Consider the following 21,984-nt stretch of genomic DNA (forward strand, 5'->3'; position numbering starts at 1 on the left):
AAGAGGTCTCATTAGACCTCTTTTTATTTATGAATTTTATAGTTTTGATTACTGTTGTGTGTCGCATTCATTAATAATTTGACCTGTATGCTTAGGCGTGATTAATGGTGCTGTCGGGCGTGGACCCGTGTACTGTAGACCAATTCCAGCATAGACATCATCTGCCGCGACTTCTGTTTCAAAACGTTCTTTGTCACGTTCACGAATTTCACGGCTAATTTCTTCAACCTCGTTTAGGTCAACGCCAAGTTCTTCTAAAATCGCTCCACCAAATACCATGGCCGACTCAAAAGTCTCCCGAATCATGTAATCTACATTTTGTTTCGCTAAATGTAAGGCATGTTCACGGTCATAGGAGCGAACTATGAGTTTTGCTAAAGGAAATTCATGTTGTACCAATTCTACAATTTTATTGGTGGTTTCTTTATGGTCTACGCAGACCACAATGGCTTCAGCCGTATCTGCTCCTGAAGCGTGTAAAATATCTAAACGGGAACCATCGCCATAGTAAATAGTAAAACCGAAACGTTCCGCGTTTTGAATCATGTCGATGTCATTATCAATAATTGTGACATCAACACCGCGCGCGAGGAGCAATTGACTGGTCACTTGCCCAAAACGACCAAAACCAATCATCAAGACTTTACCTGAAAGGCCATCTGCAATACGTATATTATCTAATGAAACGTGTGCTGTTTTTTGGGTAAATCGTTTAAATAAAATACCTAGAATGGGTGTAAGAATCATAGACAAAACTACAATTGCGGTGAGGTTCGAGCGTTCTACAGCACTAATCACTTGTGCGCTCATTGCTGCTGTGAACAGTACGAATGCAAATTCACCACCTTGCGCCATCAGTAATGCGCGATCAAGTGCTTCGGTATGCGGGCTTTTAGTTAAACGCGCAGTAAGATAGATCATCACTGCTTTAACAAACATCAATGCAATAACGGCACTTAAAATGAGTGGCCAATTACTTTTCACCACGTTTAGGTCTAAAGACATGCCAACGCCAAGGAAAAACAAACCTAGTAGAATCCCACGAAACGGCTCAATATCAGCTTCAATTTGATGGCGGAAGGTCGATTCGGAGAGGAGTACACCCGCTAGAAATGCCCCCATTGCCATAGAAAGTCCACTGATTTGCATGAGCAATGCTGCGCCTAATACAACCAATAAGGCCGCAGCGGTCATCACTTCACGTGCTTTAGCAGCAGCCAATAAACGGAATAGGGGATTCAGTAACCAATAGCCAGCAGCAATTAAGCCTGCAATTGAAATTAAACCTATGCCAATATTTTGTAACCGTACTGCGGTACTTTCAACAACATGATTCGGTGCAATAAACGCTACAATCGCGAGTAAAGGTACAATCAGTAAATCTTCAAATAAAAGAATAGAGACTATTTTTTGTCCACGAGGTTGTGCAATATCACCACGATCACCCAAAAGTTGCATCACAATGGCAGTAGATGTGAGGACAAAACCTGCCGCACACACAAAACTCACTTGCCAAGAATAGCCATAAACTAAACCAACACCTGTCAGTCCAAGTGAACACGCGATAATTTGCAAAGTTCCGAGTCCAAAAATCTCCTTTCTTAGACTCCATAAATGTGAAGGACGCATTTCTAGCCCAATCACAAATAGATACATCACAATTCCAAGTTCGGCGATGTGTAAAATTGAAGCTGAATCATAGAAAAAAGCCAGACCAAATGGCCCAATAATTAATCCCGCAATTAAATAGCCTAATACAGAACTCAGCCCCAATCGCTTGATCACTGGCACAGCGATGACGGCTGCTGTAAGTAAGATTACAGGGGAGATGAGACTAAGAGAATCCGCTTCTGCACTCATATATTTCTCATATTTATTGAATTATTTTGAAAAATATTAACTGATTATGCTGTCATAGGACATCATAATTTGAGCGTAAATAAGCTGGATATCAAAGAAAATAGCAGCTCATTAGTTTTGTGGCTAATTTTAATGAGCTGAATTTACGTTAGAAAGTTCATCGCGCATCAGGAACAAATCTTAAAAATTTATTTCTGATGCCAACGGCTTATATGAGATAACGTTAGATTAGTTTTGTACTTCGTAATTAAGGCATAAATGCAGAGTCGGCATTCACCACGAAAATTACACAGATACAAAAAAATGCGCAGTATAAGAAAAACCAAAGAATCATTCGTTTAAAGGCTTTATCCGAAATAGAACTGTCCGCATATTTTTCTGGCTTTCTTGAACCTTGATCATCATTCATCACAAAACTCACTCTATTATGGCTTGTAATTATTATGGCGAAGTTTTTTAGACTGAAGTAGATACACTTTTTATATAAAAAACTATAACAGAGAAAAGTGATTTCAAGATTCTGTTATGTTTTTTCTTTCTACAAGCCATCTATATTTTAAATCCTTTTTATAACTGAGCATTGTATAGAAAGAACGATCCCTATTTTATTTCATAAAAATTTTAGGGCTTAAATAAAGCATTCTATTTTCCTTTAAACACAGGGTTTCTTTTTTCTAGCATTGCCATAACGCCTTCATGGGCATCTTCAGATTGGAACAAAGCAGGCAAGTAAGATGCTAAATTTTGTAAAGCATATGCTGTGCCTTTTTGTTGTGCTTCTTGGGCGGAGCTGAGTAAAGCTTGAATGGCTAAGGGCGCTGCTGTAGAAATTTCCTGAGCAATTTGAGTTGCTCGAGCAAGCTGCTGACCGCAAGCAACTTTCTCGGAAATAAGATTCAAATCCAAAGCCGTAGTTGCTGTAAAACTTTTCCCAGTCAATAAATAAGGCATGGCTTTTTGCCAACCTGCGGCTTGGACAAAGCGTACCGTTGCGCCACCAAATGGCATAATGCCACGCAATACTTCCATTTGTGCAAATTTACAATCTTCACTGGCAATCACAACATCGGCATTTAACATCAGTTCAATCCCTGCGGTAAAACAGGTGCCTTGTACAGCAACGACGACTGGCTTGGTTCGGGGCTTTCCACTTACTCCCCAAGGATCAATTTGATCAGCCGTAAAATTAAAAATGCCCTGAGCCAATTTATCTTGCAGTTCAAGCAAATCCAGTCCTGCTGTAAAGTGCGCACCATGTGCAAAAATAACGGCACATCTTAAGGCTGAATCTGCTTCATATTCGGTGAGTGCCTGAGATAAAGCCAAGATCATATGACTATCAAAAGCATTTCTTTTACTGACGCGATCTAAACCAATGAGTAAAAGATGGTCTTGGACTTCACGACTCACTGTTCCATTTGTTTTATTCATCGTTATATACCTGATTTATTCTGTTTAATGATCTGCTTTTATTATGGAATGACTTAGATGAAGATAAAGTGAAAAACTGTATTCAAATGATATCCGTTAGCTCCATTCAAAAATGCGGTTTAATTTTAAAATTATTTTTAAATCAAAGTAATACAAATTTAATTGGCTAAATTTTGCTTATGGATGTGTGCAACTGCTTTTAGACCTGCCAAAGAAAAGGTTTTAAAATGTTGAGCCAGTTGTTTGGCGGGTATGTGGCGCATATTCTGTAATGGACCTGGTACGGCTAGGCTAGTCATTATGAGCATGAGACAGGGTGCAACCACACTAAATATACAGGGCAATAGCGTTGGATCATTTTCATCTAAATCCGTAATTTGGCTAATAATACGACGGATAATCTGGAACTTACGTGTGCCTTCTGTTTCTAAAAAATTTAATAAATGTGCTGAAGGGGAGAAAATCTCACGTATGAATACTTTGCCATGCCACACGTCATGTTCAACCAATTTTACAACCAGTGTTTCAAAGAAAAGTCCAAGTTTTTCTTCAGGATTACATTGCAAATCAGCAATATCTTGTAATTCTTGTTCATTTAAATAATGTGCATGTGCTTCGCTAAGAACAGCCTGATACAAGCCATCTCGTCCACCAAAGTGATAGTTAATTGCGGCCAGATCAACTTCAGCCAGTTTTACAATGTCCTTGTTGCTGGTTTGTGCCCAACCCAATTGGGCAATTAACTGACCAGCCGCCTCAAGGATCTTTGACTTGGTTAAATCACCATCACTACGTCTGGCTCTGGACATCTGCTTGCTCGATTGTATATTGGTATAAAGTATATCTTTTATCTTCATTTCATGATAGTTTAAATTTAAATTGAATTTAAACTTTGTGGTCTGAGCACAATAATAAAGAAAGGCTGATATAGATGAAAAAAACAGCAGCAATCGTGATTTTGACAATGATCGTAATTCTAGGTTGTGGGATTGCTTGGTTTTATTTTAAGAAGCATCAGCCTGAAAATGACCTGACTTTATATGGGAATGTCGATATCCGTCAGGTGTCTTTGGCCTTTGAAAATTCAGGAAGAATTAAGAACCTACAGGTGCAAGAAGGCGATCAGGTTAAACAAGGACAAGTACTGGCAGAACTCGATACCTCTGCTTTGATTATTCAGCAAAAACAAGCTGAAGCTCAGTTAACCATCCAACAACAAGCCATTTTGACTCAAGATAAAGGCGCTAGACCAGAGGAGATTGTGCAAGCAAAAGCTCAAATTGCTTCGGCACAAGCAGAACTCGACAAAACCAGTAAGGCGCTACAACGTTTACTCGCTTTAAACTCAAGTAGTGCAGGAAAAGCCATCAGCCAACAAGAAATTGACGCTGCGCAAAGCAATAAAAATGTGGCGCAGGCATCGGTTAAAGAACGCCAAGCCAACTTAGATCTATTGCTTCAAGGTGCGCGTAAAGAAGATCGTGAAGCAACCAAAGCCCAATACCAAGCGACCAAAGCCAATTTAGAATCAATTCAGTATCAACTTACGCAAGCCATTTTACGCTCCCCAACGGATGCTGTAATTCGGACACGCCTACAAGAAGTGGGCGATATGACCAATGCGCAAAAGGCGGTCTACACACTAGCCCTAACCAATCCAAAATGGGTGCGTGTTTATGCCAATGAAGCTCAACTTAATCAGATTCATGTGGGGAATATTGCCCACATTTATCGAGATAGCTTACCTGACCAACCCATTCAGGGGAAAATAGGATATATCGCGTCTGTTGCTGAATTTACCCCGAAAACGGTACAAACAGAAGATATCAGAACCAGTTTGGTTTATGAGGTACGTGTATATGTACAAGATCCAAATGATCAACTCAAAATGGGACAACCTGTTACGGTAAAAATCGAGCCATCAGCAAATTCAGCGCAAGAGAAAAAATAACATGAGTGAGAGCTACATTCTTCAGGCCAAAGATTTGAAGCATGTGTTTAAGTCTCAACAAAAACACATTGAAGATACCTGTGCATTACAAAAGATAAATATGCAAATTAAAGCAGGCGAACTGACGGCTTTGGTCGGGCCTGATGGAGCAGGGAAAACAACGTTTCTTCGTTTAATCGCAGGGTTGTATCAACCCACAGCTGGTGTACTTGAAGTACTGGGGTTAAATGTTACTGAACAAACTCAAGCCATTCAAAACCGAATCAGTTATATGCCGCAGCGCTTTGGACTGTATGAAGATTTAAGTATTATTGAAAACTTGAATTTGTATGCAGATTTGCATGGTGTATCTAAACACGACCGTCAACAACGCTTTGAACGCTTACTTAAAATTACCGATTTAACTGCATTTACAAAACGATTGGCGGGACAACTTTCTGGTGGTATGAAGCAGAAGCTGGGTTTAGCCTGTACTTTAGTACGTTCTCCAGAATTGCTTTTATTGGATGAGCCCAGTGTTGGCGTAGACCCACTTTCACGTCGTGACTTATGGACAATTATTGAAAGATTGGTACAGGAAGACAAACTCAATGTCATCATAAGTACGGCTTATATGGATGAAGCTGAACGGTGTGACCAAATCTATGTCATGTATGACGGACAGGTGATACAGCAAGGAACACCTCAGCAATTACGCGCCTATGCAAAGGATAGAACTTGGCAGGTTTTACCTCCCAAACAGATGAAAGCCAGAGCGCTTCAAGCTGTATTATTAAAAAATACAAAGCTTTATTGTGATGCGGTGCCCAAAGGTGAAATGGTTCGTTTTATTACTCAAGAAGCCTATACCGAATTTCCAAAACAGCTTTTGCCCGAAGAGTTGGCACCTGAAGCTAGAACTGCTGAACTTGAAGATGCCTTTATGTTGATTCTGCATCGAACCCAGCAACAATCTACTCGAAAGACATCGATTGCAAACGAATTGGAAAAGACAGATAACATCGCTATTTTAGAACCGAATCTATCCAATAATAGCCATGAAAAAGTCATTACTGTACAAAATTTAGTGCGCAAATTTGGGGATTTTACTGCGGTTGCCAGCACCTCTTTTGAGGTATATCGAGGAGAAATTTTTGGGTTGTTGGGGCCAAATGGTGCAGGCAAAACCACAACCTTCCGAATGTTATGCGGTCTATTGCCTGCAAGCAGCGGTACACTTGAAGTTGCAGGAGTAAATTTACGTACGGCTCGTGCGCAAGCCCGCGCCAAGATTGGTTATGTGTCGCAGAAATTTGCCTTGTATGGAAATTTAAGCGTGCACGAAAATCTCAAGTTCTTTGGCGGTGCTTATGGTCTTTCGGGAAAAAAATTAAAACATCAAATTGAGAAAATGTTAGATCAGTTCCACTTGAAGCCCGAAGCCACGAGCGGAGATTTACCGGGCGGTTTCAAACAACGGCTTTCTATGGCTGCTGCATTATTACATGAACCTGAAATTCTATTTCTAGATGAGCCAACCAGTGGAATTGATCCGCTAGCACGTCGCGTCTTTTGGCAAACCATTGGTGAACTGGCAAATCGTGGCATCACGATTATTGTGACCACACATTTTATGGAAGAAGCTGAATATTGTGACCGTATCGCCATTCAGGACGCAGGTAAATTGCTAGCGCTTGGTTCACCGCAAGAAGTCAGACTTCAAGCAGGAATGCAAGCGGGTAAAGATATGAATAGCGCTTTTATTGCAATTGTCGAACAGGCGCGCCATGTTGAAAGCGTGGCCAAGGAGAATGTTTAGATGCAGTCTTCTTTTCTTATTCGTTTAAAAGCTTTGATTCATAAAGAGTCCATTCAATTGTTACGTGCCAAAAGTAGCTTGGCGATTGGTTTATTATTGCCCATTATTTTAATTCTATTATTTGGCTATGGTTTATCTTTTGATTTAAGTCATGGGCGAGTTGCAGTTGTTGTAGAGCAACCATCTCCGCAAACGCAACAAATCGTTGCGGGAATGCAGGGGAGCCCGTATTTAACTGTTCAGCAATTTTATGCAATGCCCGAAGCCATTACTGCCATAAAAAATGATGAGGTAGATGCTATTTTAGTCATTCCCGCCAATTTTGAAGCAGAGCAATTACAAGGTCGTGGCAAACTCCAGTTATTAAGCAATGGACGCTCGACCAGTATTGCCTCGAGTCTGCAAAGTTATGTTTCGGGGGCAATTTCTAACACCTTAAGTCTACAAGCTGAACGACAAAATTCGATGGCAACACAAGCGACCGTGAGCATAGAACAACGCATGTGGTTTAATGAATCAGCAAATAGCACATGGTTTTTAGTACCCGGTTTAATTGTTTTGGTTCTCACCTTAATTGGGGCTTTCTTAACAGGATTATTAATTGCTCGTGAACGTGAACAAGGAACTTTAGAAGCACTATTTGTAACACCAGTTCGCCCCTTAGAATTGGTCATTGCGAAATTGACACCGTATTTAGTCATTGGACTCATTGATATTGTGATTTGTTTAATCGCATCTTCACTCTTATTTGAAGTTCCAATGCGTAGCTCCATGTTCTCCATTCTCAGTGCCTGTTTTCTGTATTTATTGGTCTCCTTATTACTCGGTTTAACGATTTCCGGCTTTGCACAAAACCAGTTTCAAGCCAGTCAAATTGCACTATTAGCCAGTTTTATGCCCGCAATGATGCTTTCTGGTTTTGTATTCGATATTCGAAATCTACCTTTTGTTATCCAAATTATTAGTCAAATATTACCAGCCACTCATTTTATGTCTTTAATTAAAACCTTATTTCTGGGGGGAGATGACTGGGGATTATGGTTAAAAGGGTGCGGTATTCTAATGCTTTATGTGATTGTACTGATGTTTGCTGCATGTAAATCACTCAAAAAACAGTTGAGATAATGACATGATTCAGCGCGTATTATCATGGTTTCAATATCTGGCTGTATTGGTCAGAAAAGAGTTTCTGGTTATTTTTAGTGACCCAGCAAACCGAACTGTCTTATTTGCACCTGTCTTGATTCAGTCTTTATTGTTTGGTTATGCCGCGACTTACGATGTAAATCGGGTTGATTATGCCATTCTTGATTTAAGCCATAGCCGTACAGCGGCTGATTTAATGGCGAAGTTAGATGGTTCAGGTATTTTCCAGCGTACGGCTACACTTGAAAATAGTCAGCAAATTACGTCAGTAATTAATAACCGTGAAGCACTTGCCGTGATTACAATTCCCGAAGATTTTGAACAAAAGCTGACCCAACAGCAGGCTTCACCTATTCAGGTCATTCTAGATGGGCGTAATTCATCTACAGCAGGCGCAGCAGGTTCATATATTACGAACATTGTGCAGCAGTTTAACCAACAGTACTTAAAGAATAATACGGCTCTCATTATTGAAACTCGAACTTGGTACAACCCAAATCAGCAATCTAGATGGGGGATTATGCCATCCTTAATTGCCGCATTAAGTATGATGCAGACTTTGCTATTGTCCTCGTTATCTGTAGCACGGGAACGAGAGCAAGGAACCTTCGATCAATTACTGGTCACCCCATACACGCCTGTACAGATCATGATAGGTAAAGCATTACCACCTATATTTGTAGGTTTAATTCAGTCCACGATTATTTTTCTCATTATCTTGTTTTGGTTTCAAATTCCGATGCAAGGCTCTATTGGTTTGCTGTATTTGGGACTGATTAGTTTTAATATTGCCGTTGTAGGAGTGGGGCTGTCTATTTCAGCCATTGCACTGAATATGCAACAAGCTATGTTCTTTACTTTTCTACTCATTATGCCATTGATGCTACTTTCAGGCTTATTAACCCCCGTGCAAAATATGCCTCAGGCATTGGAAATTGCGACCTATCTTAATCCATTACGGTTTGGTATTGATTTGGTGTTACGTGTTTATTTGGAAGGTGCAGAATTTTCACAAGTAAAATATGATTTTGTTCCAATGATTATTTTGACTTGTATAACTTTACCTTTGGCTGCTTGGTTATTTCGAAATCGCTTGTCTTAAGAGAAGAGTTTGATATTCCTACATTCTGTAGAATTTTTAGTTCTTGGAATGAAAACACCATCGTGATGCAATTTTTTCTTATTGGACTAATTCAGTAAATACAGACAAAGAAAAAAAAGGAACTTATGACTAAGTTCCTTTTTTTGAGCTATTGCTTAAAAATATTATGCAGATTGCTTAGGATGTACCATGTTTTGTACTGAAAGTACGTCTGCTAAAACTTCATCAGAAAGCAAGTTTTCAGCTTTAATAAGCGCCAAAATACTTTGACCAGATTCGTTTGCTTCTTTAGCAATACGAGTTGTCGTTTCATATCCAAGGTATGGGTTCAATACAGTAATAATACCAATTGAGTTATCTACCAAGTGTTGGCAATGTTCAGCATTCGCAACAACATTTTCGATACATTTTAATTGGAACATACGCATTGCTTTACCCAACAAATCAATTGATTCGAAAAGTTTAAAGGCAATTAAAGGTTCCATTGCATTTAACTGTAATTGACCCGCTTCAGCAGAAAGGGTAATTGCCAAGTCATTTGCAATAATTTGGTAACACGCCAAGTTCATTGCTTCAGGAATTACTGGATTCACTTTACCCGGCATAATTGAACTACCTGGTTGGCGTGGTTCTAAGTGAATTTCATTTAGACCTGCACGTGGACCACTCGACAATAAACGTAAGTCATTGGCAATTTTAGCAAGTTTAGTCGCCGTACGTTTTAAGAAACCTGACAATAGAACGAAATCGCCCATGTCTGAAGTTGCTTCAATTAAGTCAGGAGAACTTGAAATATTCTTTTGCGTAATTTGTGACAACGCTTCAATTGCGTGTAAACGGTATTCAACTTCAGTGTTAATACCTGTACCAATTGCTGTACCCGCTAAGTTCACAACACTTAATGCATTCGGCATGATGCTGTAAAGCATATTCAAGTCATTTTGTAAGGTGTTAGCAAATGCACCAAATTCTTGACCTAAAGTCATAGGTACAGCATCTTGCAACTGAGTACGACCCATTTTCAAGATATGCGCAAATTCTTCAGATTTTACACGGAAGCTATCGATTAAGCTTTGGAATGGTGTGTTAAGTTGATCTAAAGAAAATAACAAACCAACTTTAATCGCTGTAGGGTATACGTCATTAGTTGACTGTGACATATTTACATCATTATTTGGGTGTAAATATTTATATTCACCTTTGGCATGGCCCATGTATTCCAAACCAATATTTGCAATTACTTCGTTTGCATTCATATTGGTTGAAGTACCAGCACCACCTTGAATCATATCAATTGGGAATTGATCATGATATAAATCATTCATCAACTGCTCGCAAGCATGTTGGATTGCATTGTATTTATTTTCTTCTAATTTATTTAGTTTAAAATTTGAAACTGCACATGCAGATTTAACCATTGCCAATGCTTTAATAAAAATTGGGAAATGGCTTAATTTATTAGGGCTTAAATTGAAATTTTCCAATGCACGTAGTGTTTGTACACCATAGTAACAATGGAATGGGACTTCTTTAAAACCAAGTAAGTCTTTTTCTGTCCGTGATTTAATTTCAATATTCATTGAGAAATGCTCTATAGCGGGAATAATTTTATCTTAGAACCAGAACACCCAGCCTGACTAATGTAAAAAAATATTTATCCATGCATTTTTTGCATAACACTGTATAATTATTAACATCGCTTAGATTATGGACAGCGCAAATGTCATTGGAAATTCGTTGGATTGAAGATTTACTTGCTTTAGAACAAGAAAAATCTATCTCAAAAGCGGCCGAACTCAGACATGTGACACAATCTGCCTTTACACGCAGAATTCAAGCTATTGAAGATGCTTTAGGCTTTCAAATTTTAAAACGCTATAGTAAAAATGTAGACTTCACAGATGCTGGTCAAATCCTATTATCATCAGCAAAAAACATACAATATCAATTGGATACAACAATTAAGTATCTAGAAAAAAACATTAAAAACAATGAGCTTTCTATCAAGTTCGCCGTATCTCATTCATTAATTACGCAATTTTTCCCCAATTTCATTCACAATTTATATACAGATATTAAAGATCTACAACTTGAAATTATTGCAGCCAATATGAAACAGGGCATGCGACTATTGAAAGAAGGTTCATGTGATTTCTTAATTTGCTATTGTGATGAAGAAACCCTAAAACAGTTAGACCATGCAATTTTTGCATTTCATAAAATTGTGAAAATGGAAATTTTACCTGTTGCTTCTGCGCGTGATAAATACGAAAAATACAGTTTAGATCAAAATTTTCCTTTACTGTCTTATAGTAAGCAAGCCTATTTAAGAAAATGCGTAGACCGTGAAATTGAAGGTAAATTAGATTATCGAATTTTATATGAAACAGATAATGCAGGAGATCTAAAAGCTCTGGTTTTACAAGGACTAGGCGTTGCTTGGCTTCCTAAACTTTTAGTAGAAGAAGAAATTTCTGAAAATAAATTGCGTGTCTTAGATAATTATCACTTCTTCCAAGATGTTTATCTTATTCGTAGTAAAGTTATATATTCTCAACGCATGGACTATATATGGAATACTTTAATTAATTAATAACACTTAGGCAGCATATAAATAATATTTTCATCGTTTAAATTTTGATTTGTACAATGCCAGTTTTAAATTTATGAGCATGCATAATGCTCATAAATCTTCATTTTCTTTAAACCTTCCACATTTTAAACTTTCCCATTGGTTGCTTTACCACACAATTTTTTGAATGTTTTTATCAATCTGGTCTTAACAATGTGGGTTCTTGTTCTAATTTTTGAGCAAGAAACTCAATCAATACTTTGAGTTTTGGTGGCAAATGTTTGGTCGCAGGATATAACAGCCATGCTCCACCACTATAATAGGTTTTAAAATACCAGTCTGGTAAAACCTGAGTTAATTGTTTATTTTTCATTGCTTTATTTGCTACAAAGAACGGTAAACTGGCAATTCCAAGATGCTGTAAGGCTGCATCAAGTCGTACTCCTGTATGATTCGCCGCATAGCGACCTTTGACATGTACTGAAAGATTTTTGTTTCCTTGTTGAAATTTCCATTTTGAATCAATGGCTTGTTCACCCAAATAAATACATTGATGCTCTTTCAAATCATGTGGATGCTGAGGCGTGCCAAACCTTGATAAATACTCAGGCGTTGCACAGATCACATGATCTATTTCTAAAAGTTTCCGCCCCATCAAACCATCATGTGGCTTTTCCGTAATACGAATAGCAAGGTCGACTTGATCTTCAATTAAATCAACGTATCGATCTTCTAAAAGCAGTTGAATATCTATTTTAGGATAAAGGCTTAAAAATTCAGGTAAATAGGGATGAATAAGATAATGTCCGACTGCTTTAGGCACACTCATTCGAATTTGACCTTGCGGTTCGGAGTGAAATTTTTCCGAACTTTCCATCACCGCTTGAGCCGCATTCACCATATCTAGGCAGCGCTCATATACAGCTTGTCCACTTTCACTTATGCGTAACTTACGTGTTGTTCTTTGTAGTAGCCGAGTCCCTAACGCTTTTTCTAAGCGTGAAATGGCTCGACTAATTGCAGAAGGTGTTGTGCCAAACTGACGTGCTGTTTCAGAAAAACTGCCTGTTTCAACCACTTTTACAAATGTCACCATTTCATTCAGTAAATTTAAATTTTGATTTGTGCTCATGAGGCAAAAGTTATTTGATAATTTTCTAGATTATCACCACATGAACAAAGTTATACAATTTTTTCATATTTAGATACTGTTGTTATTTCATGCTAAAAAATCTTTATTTATCGGGTATTACAGAGAGTTGTGTTGAAGTTGTGGCGTGTACTTTACTGGAAAATGGTCAATTTGAAATTAAATTAGATAATACACCATTTCATCCTCAAGGCGGGGGGCAGCCGAGTGATACAGGATATATTGCAGACAGTGAGGTTATACATGTGGCATTTGAAAACGGTACGATTATCCATTTATGTAACCGTGCAGTAGCATTAGGTCAGGTATATGCAAAAGTTGATATTCAACAGCGCCAACTTCACAGTCGCTTGCACAGTGCAGGACACTTAATTGGGCATCTTGTTGAAACCTATGGCTGGCAACCAATCAAAGCGCAACACTGGCCCAATAATGCAAAAGTGCAGTTTTTAGCCACTGAAAAAAGTGAGCTTCTTGATTCTATTTATTTACAAATCCTCATTCAGACCTTTATCGATGCTGATTTATCCGCAAAACTTACACTTAGTGAAGCTGGATTTCGTGAGATTCAGTTTGGTGAATTGAATGCTTATCCTTGTGGTGGAACACATGTTGAGTCTTTATCTGAAATTGGTCCCGTTGAAATTATTAAAATGGAAATGAAGAAAGGCAAACTTTCTGTACATTATGCTTTAGCTACAGGTATTTCAGGATGAATGTCTATTACCATGAGTTTCTTACGCTAGCACTCATACATTTTCTTGCAGTCATTATTCCAGGTCCCGATTTTATTGTTACTGTGCGGCAAAGTACCCAACACGGTTATCGAATCGGCTGTATGACCGCAGTAGGAATTGGTTGTGGCATTTCTGTTCATGTGTTTTATACCCTTATGGGTGTTGGTTTTGTTCTGTCTCAAAATCATATTTTCATGAGTCTTTTTCAAATCATTGGTGCCTTATATTTACTCTATTTGGCTTGGAGTTGTTTAAAAGGAGGATCGACACCGCTTGAAATCAATATGGAGGCGACTTCTGAACACAGAACGATGTTTTATCGTCAAGCATTCATGACAGGTTTTTGGACCAATGCACTGAATCCTAAGGCAACTATTTTTTTCTTGGCCATTTTCACCAGTATAGTCAGCACAACCACACCGTTAACCATCCAAATATTTTATGGTGGATGGATGTGTTTGGTGAACACTTTGTGGTTTATTGCCGTCAGTTTGATCTTTACACAACCTAAAATCAGGTCAAGCTTTCTAAAATATAACTTTATTTTAGAAAAAGTTATGGGCGTGTTATTGGTAGCGATCGCAATACGGTTAATTTTAGGAATTAAGTTCTAATCATCAATAAAGCGTAACGATATGACGATGTTATTGAAATCACTATCTTAAAAAACTCGGATCCTTAAAATGCAACGAGGTTAAATTCTTAAAACACCTCGTTTTTTTATTTAGATGGTTTGCTAGATACAGCCAACAGCCTAATTATTCTAAATATTTTGACTTTACACCGACGGAATTGAGCATTTGGGTAGAAGTCATGCTTGAGGAAGAGTTCTTTGCTTTTAAAGATAAATAATTTTAGCCTGACTCAAACAAAGAAAGAGCTGATTTTTCGCTCTTTCTTTGTTTCTAAGTGCTTATTTTTGATTACAATTTACAGCTAAAGTTCTGGGCTTGCTCACTGTCTCCCTGACCGTTATAACGTGCAATTAAAGGATATGGACAAAGTGGGCGCGTACGAGTTGCCGACCAATCGGCAGGCAATTCAGTATTCACTTGCCCACTGGCATTGCCTTCACCGCGTGCTCCAGCAATGATTTGGTCTGGCGCCTGACCATATTCAACCCAGTTAACCAAAGCCTTGAGGGCGTCAAACTGATCGGTTGCGATGCCACCACGAGAGTGATTCATACCCGGAACACGGAAAAAACGTACAAAACTTGGCGCGTTGCCAGAGGCATTATTTTGATATTTTTGCAGTAATTTATCATACCAGTTCTGGGTGTCATCAACAGAAAATACGCCGTCGGCTGTGCCTTGAACTACAATCATTTTGCCGCCATGTTGATGTAACTGATCCAGATTCAATTCATTGGGTGGAATCATGAAAGACATGGCACTCTCTTGATAGGTTTCATTCGTTGCTGATAATTTTGCATAATCCACATCAAAATTAAAGTTGAAAGCAAATTGGCGAGAATTCAGCATAACGTCTGGATTTGGTGGAACCTGAAAAATAATCCCAACAGCCACAGGGTCACGCGCTGTACCGACAGAGGAGTCAAACTTCCAACTAGCCCAATTACTGCCCAGTAGTCCCGGGTCAAAAGGTTGTGTGGCATACAGTGCTTCACCTGTTGCATTGACGGGGCCGCGATAAATATTTGCGAGCACATCTAGTTGTTCTGTGCTTAAGCAACTTCCATCACGCTCAACTGCACACACAGGCACATCGCGGTGAATATCAAAAGCTCTGCGACAGCCTTCCACATCTTGAACTAAGCCATCCGCAATACCATCGAGTCCATCACATTGATTTAGAATGGATTGTGCCAGCAGTTTTCGTTCCGATAGTGTGAGGGCTGTACTCAAATCATTTTCATCCGTAGCCACACGGCGTAATTGTTGTGCCGTATAAAGCTGTGCTGCCGCAGCACGTGGCAAATGGAAACCCGGTGTACTTGCGAGTATGCCATCATACTGATCTGCCAAACGGGTTGCTGCCATCATGGCATGACGGCCACCGTTTGAGGTTCCACCTGCATAAGAACGATCTGGCAATTTTCCATAAGCAGCTTGAATCAGATTTTTCGCCATGGGGGTGAGTTTGGTAATCGCACCGTAGCCATAGTCAATTCGAGCTTGTGGGTCTAATCCGAACAATGGATTTTGTGAAGCATTGTGTCCAGCATCGGATGAAATGACAGCAAAGCCATCATGCAGGGCATTGGTCAATGGCCCACCGCTGCCCACTTGCCCCGTTGCTGTGGCAATATTGCCATCGGTTCCACCATTACCTTGATAAAGAAAGCGACCATTCCAGTCCAGTGGTAAGCGCATTTCAAAACCAATTTGATAGCTTTGCCCATCAACAGGGCTGACCCGCGAGTACATATAACCAATAATGCGACAGTGTGCCGCAATGTCTTGACCTGCAACTTTTAAGCTGCCTGCAGTTTCTAAACTTGCAGAAGTGATACTGGTGTTTGCATATTGAAACCCTTGTAAATCCGCGCATGCACCTTTTAAGTTGGTTCCGACAGCTGGAGAAAGTTTCGGAATTGTGGCTTGTGTCGTATTTGGGCTGTCATTATCGCCACAGGCTGAAAGACCAACACATAAGGTCAATACACTTAACGGTATGAACCAATTTTTTTGTTTTAACTGCTTTTGCATGATTGAAGTTCCATATCAAACAATGTCGTAGGTTAGGGGTTAAGCACCATAAAATTTGCAGTACTTCTGGCAATCATTTTCTGGTTTTGCCATGCTTCGCTTTCAATGTTGAGAATGACTTTGCCTTGCTTGGTAAAGCGACATTTGGTGAGTACAGTTCCCACTTGGCAGGGACGTAAAAAATCCATAGTTAAGTTAATGGTGGTGGCTGGTGTCTGCTGATTGGCCAAATAGGCAAATAACCCCATCACATCATCCAACATGGCGCAGACCATGCCACCTTCTACGCTGCCTCTGGGGTTGGTAAAGCTGTCTAACGCCACGTAACTAATTTCTAGTTCAGTATGGTCAGCATTCCATTGAATATTATGACCTCCCAGATGATGGTGGATGGGAGGCAGGTGTTCTAAAGTTTTCAGCGTCATTTCGAAAGATCCTTGTTTCAAATGAAGAAGAGAAAAATGAATGGGTTTGCCTGATCACTGAAGCGTGTAAGCATCATAAATTACGGCTTTGCCTAAACGCATGGCACTCCCGACGGCAACGGTTTGATTCAACCACGCATATTTGGGTGAACTGGTTTCAAATTGCATGATGATTTTGAAATAGTATTTGTTCGGATCGACATTTTGACCCTCTGCAAGTTGTTGCAAAACTTCGGCTGATCCATGTCGATAACCTTTGGTTTGAAGATAAATCAGCGCGCCATCTTCAGTTTCAAGTAGGTAGCGAGTATCAATAATGGCGAGGCCTTTGTTATCGACAATTTGCCAATCTGCTCCGTTATTTAAAATACGCCCTTTGAGTTGTTTCCCTTGGAAGGTGCCACCTGTAATTGGAATAATGCGGCGTTTGCCACTGTCGCTAGTGGTTCCAAGTTCCCACACAGGAGCATTTAAATCGACACTAAATTGAGCCAGCGGTTCTAAATGGGGTACTGGTGGATGGTATTGAGTTTCAGCATGTGTCTGGTTAAGTAAGCACAATCCAAAGAATAGGCTAAGTCGTTTTTTCATGAATTTCCCCTCAAAAAATGGAGGTTCTGATCAATGCAGAACCTCCATTTGCTTATTTAAACTTCCATGTGTAATCGATATTGATGCGTGTTTCATTGGAGGGTTTGATGTTGGCGGTAGAGAGCATATTGTTGTCATACATGGCATAACGTGCGCGTAAGCCCAGGTTTTTGAACATACCTGTTTGCACGGTATAACCCAGGTCGAAATCAGTTTCATGTTCTTTTAAATCGGTTCCACCCAAATTTGGCGCATAAATATTGTCACCCGTGGTGTAACGGGTCATAAAGCGTAAACCTGGTACATAGTTTTTGAAGTCATATTCATAACGAAAGCTGTAAACACGCTCTTTGGGATTTAAAAATTCCGCTGGCCAAGTGTCGATCAGCAAGCCTGTTTCACCACCTGTTAAATATGGAAATGCGGTATCACCACTATGATGGAAAGTCGCCAAAATAAATTTGTGATTTTGATGTTTCAGTTCAAAATAACCATGAATCAGGTCGTTATCCACTAAGCCTGCTTTAGCTTGCCCATCTTCTCGGCTGCGGTAATAGCGTAATTGTGAGCTAAAATTATTACCGTCATTGAATTTGTGGTTATAGGTAATGCCAAACATGGACTGGTTATATAGGTCTTGCACATCCATATAAAAGCTGGTCAGTTTGGTACTTGGAATAAGCTGATAATGACCACCTAGATAATACAGTTGGTCGGTATCGGCACTTTTGAAGCGACCATTCACCCCAGAAATCCGTAAGTTTTCCCAGTTGGTTGAATCTCGATGATTGACCTGATCAATATAAGCCGATTGGAAATCCAGATTTGGGATATCTTTCGATTCTAAGGAAATGCCTCGATAAGTTTGTGGTAATAAACGGGCAGGTGAGGCAACCAGCACAGGATTCATTGGCCGAAGTGTTCCAACCTTTAATTCAGTTTTACTGATTTTAGCTTTACCTGTGACCCCAATTTCCCCATAACTGGAAGCAGGTTCATTGGTCACAGTATCTCGTGGTAAATTTCCTGTTCCTGCATAGTCAGCACTAGCATCCAATTTCAACCCAGCCGTCGCTAAAATATCTATCCCAAAACCAATTGTTCCTTCGGTATAGCCTGAATTGGCTTTTAGAATAAATCCTTGTGTCCAATCTTTAGCGGCTGGGTATTTAGACTGCTCTTGATAATCACGATCGAAATAAAAATTTCGCGTGGTTAAATCGACTGTGCTGTTATCAATAAAGCTACCAGCAAATACTGAACTGGAGAGCATAAGGGTAGAGTACATCCATAATTTAGACTGCATTGCATTTCTTCCTGAAATATCATTGTTGTTTTACATTCAGACCTCAGACTGAGGTCTGTTCTTCATTTGTTGTTTAAACGAATTATTTTCCGAGCATGTCCCGCGCGACAATTTCTTTCATAATTTCATTGGTGCCGCCGTAAATTTTTTGCACACGCGCATCGACAAAGAAACGTGAAATTGGATATTCCTGCATGTAGCCATAACCACCAAACAGTTGCAGTAATTGATCAATCACATCGCATTGGGTATCGGTAATAAAGCATTTCAAGGCGGCGACATGACTGACGCTTAAAGCATCTCGGCTATATTGTTCCGCACATTGATCGACAAAGGCCTGAGCTGCTTTGGCTTTAATTTGTGTGTTGGCCAACACAAACCGCGTGTTTTGCATATGACTTAAAGGCTGACCAAAGGCTTTACGTTGCTGAACATAATCACTTGTGATTTCAATAGCGCCTAAAATTGAACCCAATGCCATCATGGAAATACTTAAACGTTCACGGGGCAACTCCTGCATGAGGTAGGCAAAACCTTGACCTTCTTCGCCTAGTCTTTGGTTCTTAGGGACTTTGACCTGATCAAAAAATAACTCAGCAGTGTCTTGGGCATGGAGTCCAATTTTTTTCAAAGATCTGCCTTTTTCAACGCCATTTAAACTGGCATCAACCAGTAACAAAGATATGCCTTTTGCTCGAGCTTCAGGATTGGTCTTTGCCACCAATACAATCAAGTCAGCATGTATCCCATTGGAAATAAAGGTTTTTGAACCATCCACCAAATAATGTTCTTGGTTCAAAATAGCTTGGGTACGAATGGCTTGTAAGTCCGATCCTGCATTGGCTTCGGTCATCGCAATCGCTGTCACGACTTCACCCGTGACCATTTTAGGAAGCCAATATTGCTTTTGTTCTTCACTACCTAAGTTTTGGATATATGGAGAAACCAATTCATTTTGTCCACCGATTGCAACAGCTAAGGAGGTAAAACCTGCTTGGGCAGTTTCCTGTACTAGCATTAGTGAATAGTGTACAGGAGCACCATAACCGCCATATTCTTCAGGCACATCAACACATAAAAAGCCGTTTTCACCTAGCTGGTTCCATAATTGTCTTGGGATCAGACCGTCTTCTTCCCACTGTTCATAATGTGGAGCGACATATTCTTTTAGAAAGCGTCGATAATTATCTCGAAACAGTTCAAATTCAGTATCTTGTTGCATACTTAACCTTTTTTTGGCAAAAGTAAGGGTAAAGCCCAAAAGAAATTGAGCTTTTTTACTGTTATTTCAGTAGTTTAGTTGTTTAAAGTTGGAACTCGAATAATCAGTGAATTATCACTTTGTTTTTGATACAACTCTTCAATTTTCTCGGCACGACGCTTAATAATATTGCCTTGATTGAGATTGCCTTTATCGGTGACTTCACCTGCATCGAGCTGCGGTGGTTCAGTCATCAGATAAAGCATCGAGGCACGATTTGAACTGCCCGTTGCATCTTTATTGAAAGTCATTAGAAATTGGCGGAACCAGTGTTGCACTTTCGGATGTTTCAAGATCTGTTCTGCTGAGTTTTCAGTCAGCGCGAGTGCAGCATATTCGGCACAGGCCTCTAATTTAGGAAAAATCAAAAAGCCAATCGCATTTAGATTTGAACCCGTAACACAGACATCTTGAATCAGTAGATTGCCTTGAATTAAAACCTTATTGCGTATCGTCCCGACATTTACAAACGTACCTGTATTGAGTTTAAAGTCTTCTGCAATACGTCCATCGTACATTAAGCCTTGAGTTGGATCTTGTTCATCGACCAAACGTACCGCATCGCCAGTATGAAAAAAGCCTTCTTCATCAAAGACTGTGCTTTGCTGATCTTCATTTAGGCGCCAATAACCTTTCATGACGTGTTTGCCACGGACACAGAATTCAAGTTTGTCGCCATAAGGAACCAGTTTAATTTCGCAGCCCGGTGCTGGGTAGCCAATAAAGCCTGCCATAACACGTGGGCCTGTGGTAAAGGCACAAGAAGGTGCTGTCTCGGTCATGCCAAGCCCACTCATAATGCGAATTTTTTCACCACAATGTTGTTGTGCAATTCGGTCTAGACGATTCCAACCCGCTTCGGATAAAGCAGCGCCCGCAAAAAATAGAATTTTTACTTTTGCAAAGAAGCGATCACGCAATTCAGCATCTTTTTCCAGTGCATCGGTGAGTTCTTCCCAACCTTTGGGTACATTTAAATAAACTGTGGGTGAAATTTCTTTTAAGTTTCGAATCGTTTCATCGAACTTGCCTGCAACAGGTTTACCATCATCAATATAGATGGTTCCACCGTTATATAAGGCGATCCCGACATTGTGGCTACCACCAAAAGTATGATGCCAAGATAACCAATCGAGTAATACGGGTGGTGTTTCTTCAAACTCAGGGAAGGTTTGTAATAACATTTGCTGATTAACACTTAACATCAAATGCGTTGTTGGGACCGCTTTTGGTAGTTTGGTCGAACCAGAAGTAAACAAAAACTTAGCAATTTGATGTTCGTCTAAACTTTGATAATGCTCCTGAACATTGGTAACAGGCGTATCTAAAAGTGATTGAAATGAAGTGCAGCTATGTTCGCCTAGAATCCCTTTATTGGTGACAACTTCGATCTCCGTTTGGGCGCAACTCTGAATGGCTTTGGCAAAGGCTTGACCATCATTGGCGTAGACCATACATGGAGTAAGCACATCGAAAATATGTTTGAGTTTGCCAAAATCTTGAGAAATCAATGAATAAGCAGGGGATATGGCAGAAAATGGCACACCCGCCAACATCGCAGCCATCGACAGCGTTAAATGCTCAAGATCATTGCCCGATAAAATAAGTAAGGGACGTTGCTCGCTCAAATCACGATTATGTAAAGCTTGGGCAATATGCCATGCGCGTTGTAAAGTGTCGGCATAACTCAGTTTGACCCACTCACCTTGATTATTTCGTTTTGCCGCAAAAATATGCTCTGGTTTAGTTTGTGCAAAATGAATCAGACGATCAGTCAATTTTTGTGGGTAATTTTTAAGTTGTTCTTTGGGATGAAGATACAAGACCTGATCTCGATAAACATAATCGACATCATGGCTCCCCAGTTTTACGAATCGTTCGCGATCTTGTGATTGAGTGGCATTCATTTGCATTGGTTTCACTCCATGGAAAGCGCATCACTGCGCTTTATTTTTTTGCTTCATGCATTTTTATTGAATATT

At 39.7% G+C, this 21,984-nt stretch carries 19 protein-coding genes; 7 read left to right on the plus strand and 12 right to left on the minus strand.

Translation table 11 applies throughout. The features are described 5' to 3' along the window. Window positions 1-48 precede the first annotated feature (48 nt). The 4 genes from E0H87_RS09730 to E0H87_RS09740 form a co-directional block, all read right to left on the minus strand. Window positions 49-1,860 carry a monovalent cation:proton antiporter-2 (CPA2) family protein gene (locus E0H87_RS09730; protein WP_131323416.1) on the minus strand — a complete coding sequence of 604 codons (1,812 nt, stop codon included), beginning with the start codon at window positions 1,858-1,860 and terminating at the stop codon, window positions 49-51. Window positions 1,861-2,107: 247 nt separating this feature from the next. Further along, complete coding sequence (locus tag E0H87_RS16070; protein WP_165493956.1) at window positions 2,108-2,269, minus strand: hypothetical protein; 162 nt, start codon at window positions 2,267-2,269, stop codon at window positions 2,108-2,110. Window positions 2,270-2,502: 233 nt separating this feature from the next. Further along, entirely contained in the window at window positions 2,503-3,291 is a 789-nt protein-coding gene (locus E0H87_RS09735; RefSeq protein ID WP_131323417.1) for a crotonase/enoyl-CoA hydratase family protein, read from the minus strand. A 158-nt stretch (window positions 3,292-3,449) separates the two neighbouring features. Continuing rightward, window positions 3,450-4,100: a CerR family C-terminal domain-containing protein gene (locus E0H87_RS09740; protein ID WP_131323418.1), complete on the minus strand. Its 651-nt coding sequence runs from the start codon at window positions 4,098-4,100 to the stop codon at window positions 3,450-3,452. A 122-nt stretch (window positions 4,101-4,222) separates the two neighbouring features. On the opposite strand from E0H87_RS09740, the gene E0H87_RS09745 reads away from it, so the two are divergent. The 4 genes from E0H87_RS09745 to E0H87_RS09760 are packed head-to-tail and all read left to right on the plus strand — an operon-like array spanning window position 4,223 to window position 9,288. After that, window positions 4,223-5,242 carry an HlyD family efflux transporter periplasmic adaptor subunit gene (locus E0H87_RS09745; protein ID WP_131323419.1) on the plus strand — a complete coding sequence of 340 codons (1,020 nt, stop codon included), beginning with the start codon at window positions 4,223-4,225 and terminating at the stop codon, window positions 5,240-5,242. 1 nt (window position 5,243) lies between these two features. Continuing rightward, a complete protein-coding gene (locus E0H87_RS09750) occupies window positions 5,244-7,040 on the plus strand; it encodes an ATP-binding cassette domain-containing protein (RefSeq protein ID WP_131323420.1) in 1,797 nt (598 codons plus the stop codon). Then, window positions 7,041-8,165 (plus strand): ABC transporter permease, encoded by a 1,125-nt coding sequence (locus E0H87_RS09755; RefSeq protein WP_131323421.1) that lies wholly within the window; start codon window positions 7,041-7,043, stop codon window positions 8,163-8,165. Between the two features lie 4 nt (window positions 8,166-8,169). Beyond that, complete coding sequence (locus E0H87_RS09760; protein ID WP_131323422.1) at window positions 8,170-9,288, plus strand: ABC transporter permease; 1,119 nt, start codon at window positions 8,170-8,172, stop codon at window positions 9,286-9,288. A 164-nt stretch (window positions 9,289-9,452) separates the two neighbouring features. Here the strand turns inward: E0H87_RS09760 and E0H87_RS09765 are convergent, their stop codons facing one another. Beyond that, on the minus strand, window positions 9,453-10,868 hold the full coding sequence (locus tag E0H87_RS09765) for an aspartate ammonia-lyase (protein ID WP_131323423.1): 1,416 nt from the start codon (window positions 10,866-10,868) through the stop codon (window positions 9,453-9,455). Between the two features lie 140 nt (window positions 10,869-11,008). Between E0H87_RS09765 and E0H87_RS09770 the strand changes: the two genes are divergently transcribed. Further along, window positions 11,009-11,881 (plus strand): LysR substrate-binding domain-containing protein, encoded by an 873-nt coding sequence (locus tag E0H87_RS09770; protein WP_131323424.1) that lies wholly within the window; start codon window positions 11,009-11,011, stop codon window positions 11,879-11,881. Between the two features lie 175 nt (window positions 11,882-12,056). On the opposite strand, the gene E0H87_RS09775 is transcribed toward E0H87_RS09770, so the two are convergent. After that, a complete protein-coding gene (locus E0H87_RS09775; RefSeq protein ID WP_131323425.1) occupies window positions 12,057-12,992 on the minus strand; it encodes a LysR family transcriptional regulator in 936 nt (311 codons plus the stop codon). 89 nt (window positions 12,993-13,081) lie between these two features. On the opposite strand from E0H87_RS09775, the gene E0H87_RS09780 reads away from it, so the two are divergent. Further along, a complete protein-coding gene (locus tag E0H87_RS09780; protein ID WP_131323426.1) occupies window positions 13,082-13,726 on the plus strand; it encodes an alanyl-tRNA editing protein in 645 nt (214 codons plus the stop codon). Continuing rightward, window positions 13,723-14,361 (plus strand): LysE family translocator, encoded by a 639-nt coding sequence (locus E0H87_RS09785; RefSeq protein ID WP_131323427.1) that lies wholly within the window; start codon window positions 13,723-13,725, stop codon window positions 14,359-14,361. The genes E0H87_RS09780 and E0H87_RS09785 overlap by 4 nt, the downstream gene beginning before the upstream one ends. 309 nt (window positions 14,362-14,670) lie before the next feature. On the opposite strand, the gene E0H87_RS09790 is transcribed toward E0H87_RS09785, so the two are convergent. The 6 genes from E0H87_RS09790 to E0H87_RS09815 form a co-directional block, all read right to left on the minus strand. After that, window positions 14,671-16,419 (minus strand): tannase/feruloyl esterase family alpha/beta hydrolase, encoded by a 1,749-nt coding sequence (locus E0H87_RS09790; RefSeq protein ID WP_131323428.1) that lies wholly within the window; start codon window positions 16,417-16,419, stop codon window positions 14,671-14,673. A 32-nt stretch (window positions 16,420-16,451) separates the two neighbouring features. Beyond that, a complete protein-coding gene (locus tag E0H87_RS09795; protein ID WP_131323429.1) occupies window positions 16,452-16,844 on the minus strand; it encodes a PaaI family thioesterase in 393 nt (130 codons plus the stop codon). Window positions 16,845-16,898: 54 nt separating this feature from the next. Beyond that, window positions 16,899-17,435 (minus strand): DUF3237 domain-containing protein, encoded by a 537-nt coding sequence (locus E0H87_RS09800; protein WP_131323430.1) that lies wholly within the window; start codon window positions 17,433-17,435, stop codon window positions 16,899-16,901. 52 nt (window positions 17,436-17,487) lie between these two features. Next, window positions 17,488-18,741 carry an OprD family porin gene (locus E0H87_RS09805; protein ID WP_205677749.1) on the minus strand — a complete coding sequence of 418 codons (1,254 nt, stop codon included), beginning with the start codon at window positions 18,739-18,741 and terminating at the stop codon, window positions 17,488-17,490. Window positions 18,742-18,823: 82 nt separating this feature from the next. After that, window positions 18,824-19,963 (minus strand): acyl-CoA dehydrogenase family protein, encoded by a 1,140-nt coding sequence (locus E0H87_RS09810; RefSeq protein ID WP_131323431.1) that lies wholly within the window; start codon window positions 19,961-19,963, stop codon window positions 18,824-18,826. Between the two features lie 74 nt (window positions 19,964-20,037). Next, the gene (locus E0H87_RS09815; protein WP_171458369.1) at window positions 20,038-21,924 is read right to left on the minus strand and encodes a feruloyl-CoA synthase; all 1,887 of its coding nucleotides are present in this window, start codon (window positions 21,922-21,924) and stop codon (window positions 20,038-20,040) included. Window positions 21,925-21,984: the final 60 nt, after the last annotated feature.

The sequence above is a fragment of the Acinetobacter sp. ANC 4178 genome (assembly GCF_004331175.1).
Lineage (GTDB): Bacteria > Pseudomonadota > Gammaproteobacteria > Pseudomonadales > Moraxellaceae > Acinetobacter.

Coding starts and splice junctions, on each gene's coding strand:
- E0H87_RS09730 (WP_131323416.1), bottom strand. CDS start 1,860: ATGAGTGCAGAAGCGGATTCTCTTAGTCTCATCTCCCCTGTAATCTTA.
- E0H87_RS16070 (WP_165493956.1), bottom strand. CDS start 2,269: ATGAATGATGATCAAGGTTCAAGAAAGCCAGAAAAATATGCGGACAGT.
- E0H87_RS09735 (WP_131323417.1), bottom strand. CDS start 3,291: ATGAATAAAACAAATGGAACAGTGAGTCGTGAAGTCCAAGACCATCTT.
- E0H87_RS09740 (WP_131323418.1), bottom strand. CDS start 4,100: ATGTCCAGAGCCAGACGTAGTGATGGTGATTTAACCAAGTCAAAGATC.
- E0H87_RS09745 (WP_131323419.1), top strand. CDS start 4,223: ATGAAAAAAACAGCAGCAATCGTGATTTTGACAATGATCGTAATTCTA.
- E0H87_RS09750 (WP_131323420.1), top strand. CDS start 5,244: ATGAGTGAGAGCTACATTCTTCAGGCCAAAGATTTGAAGCATGTGTTT.
- E0H87_RS09755 (WP_131323421.1), top strand. CDS start 7,041: ATGCAGTCTTCTTTTCTTATTCGTTTAAAAGCTTTGATTCATAAAGAG.
- E0H87_RS09760 (WP_131323422.1), top strand. CDS start 8,170: ATGATTCAGCGCGTATTATCATGGTTTCAATATCTGGCTGTATTGGTC.
- E0H87_RS09765 (WP_131323423.1), bottom strand. CDS start 10,868: ATGAATATTGAAATTAAATCACGGACAGAAAAAGACTTACTTGGTTTT.
- E0H87_RS09770 (WP_131323424.1), top strand. CDS start 11,009: ATGTCATTGGAAATTCGTTGGATTGAAGATTTACTTGCTTTAGAACAA.
- E0H87_RS09775 (WP_131323425.1), bottom strand. CDS start 12,992: ATGAGCACAAATCAAAATTTAAATTTACTGAATGAAATGGTGACATTT.
- E0H87_RS09780 (WP_131323426.1), top strand. CDS start 13,082: ATGCTAAAAAATCTTTATTTATCGGGTATTACAGAGAGTTGTGTTGAA.
- E0H87_RS09785 (WP_131323427.1), top strand. CDS start 13,723: ATGAATGTCTATTACCATGAGTTTCTTACGCTAGCACTCATACATTTT.
- E0H87_RS09790 (WP_131323428.1), bottom strand. CDS start 16,419: ATGCAAAAGCAGTTAAAACAAAAAAATTGGTTCATACCGTTAAGTGTA.
- E0H87_RS09795 (WP_131323429.1), bottom strand. CDS start 16,844: ATGACGCTGAAAACTTTAGAACACCTGCCTCCCATCCACCATCATCTG.
- E0H87_RS09800 (WP_131323430.1), bottom strand. CDS start 17,435: ATGAAAAAACGACTTAGCCTATTCTTTGGATTGTGCTTACTTAACCAG.
- E0H87_RS09805 (WP_205677749.1), bottom strand. CDS start 18,741: ATGCAGTCTAAATTATGGATGTACTCTACCCTTATGCTCTCCAGTTCA.
- E0H87_RS09810 (WP_131323431.1), bottom strand. CDS start 19,963: ATGCAACAAGATACTGAATTTGAACTGTTTCGAGATAATTATCGACGC.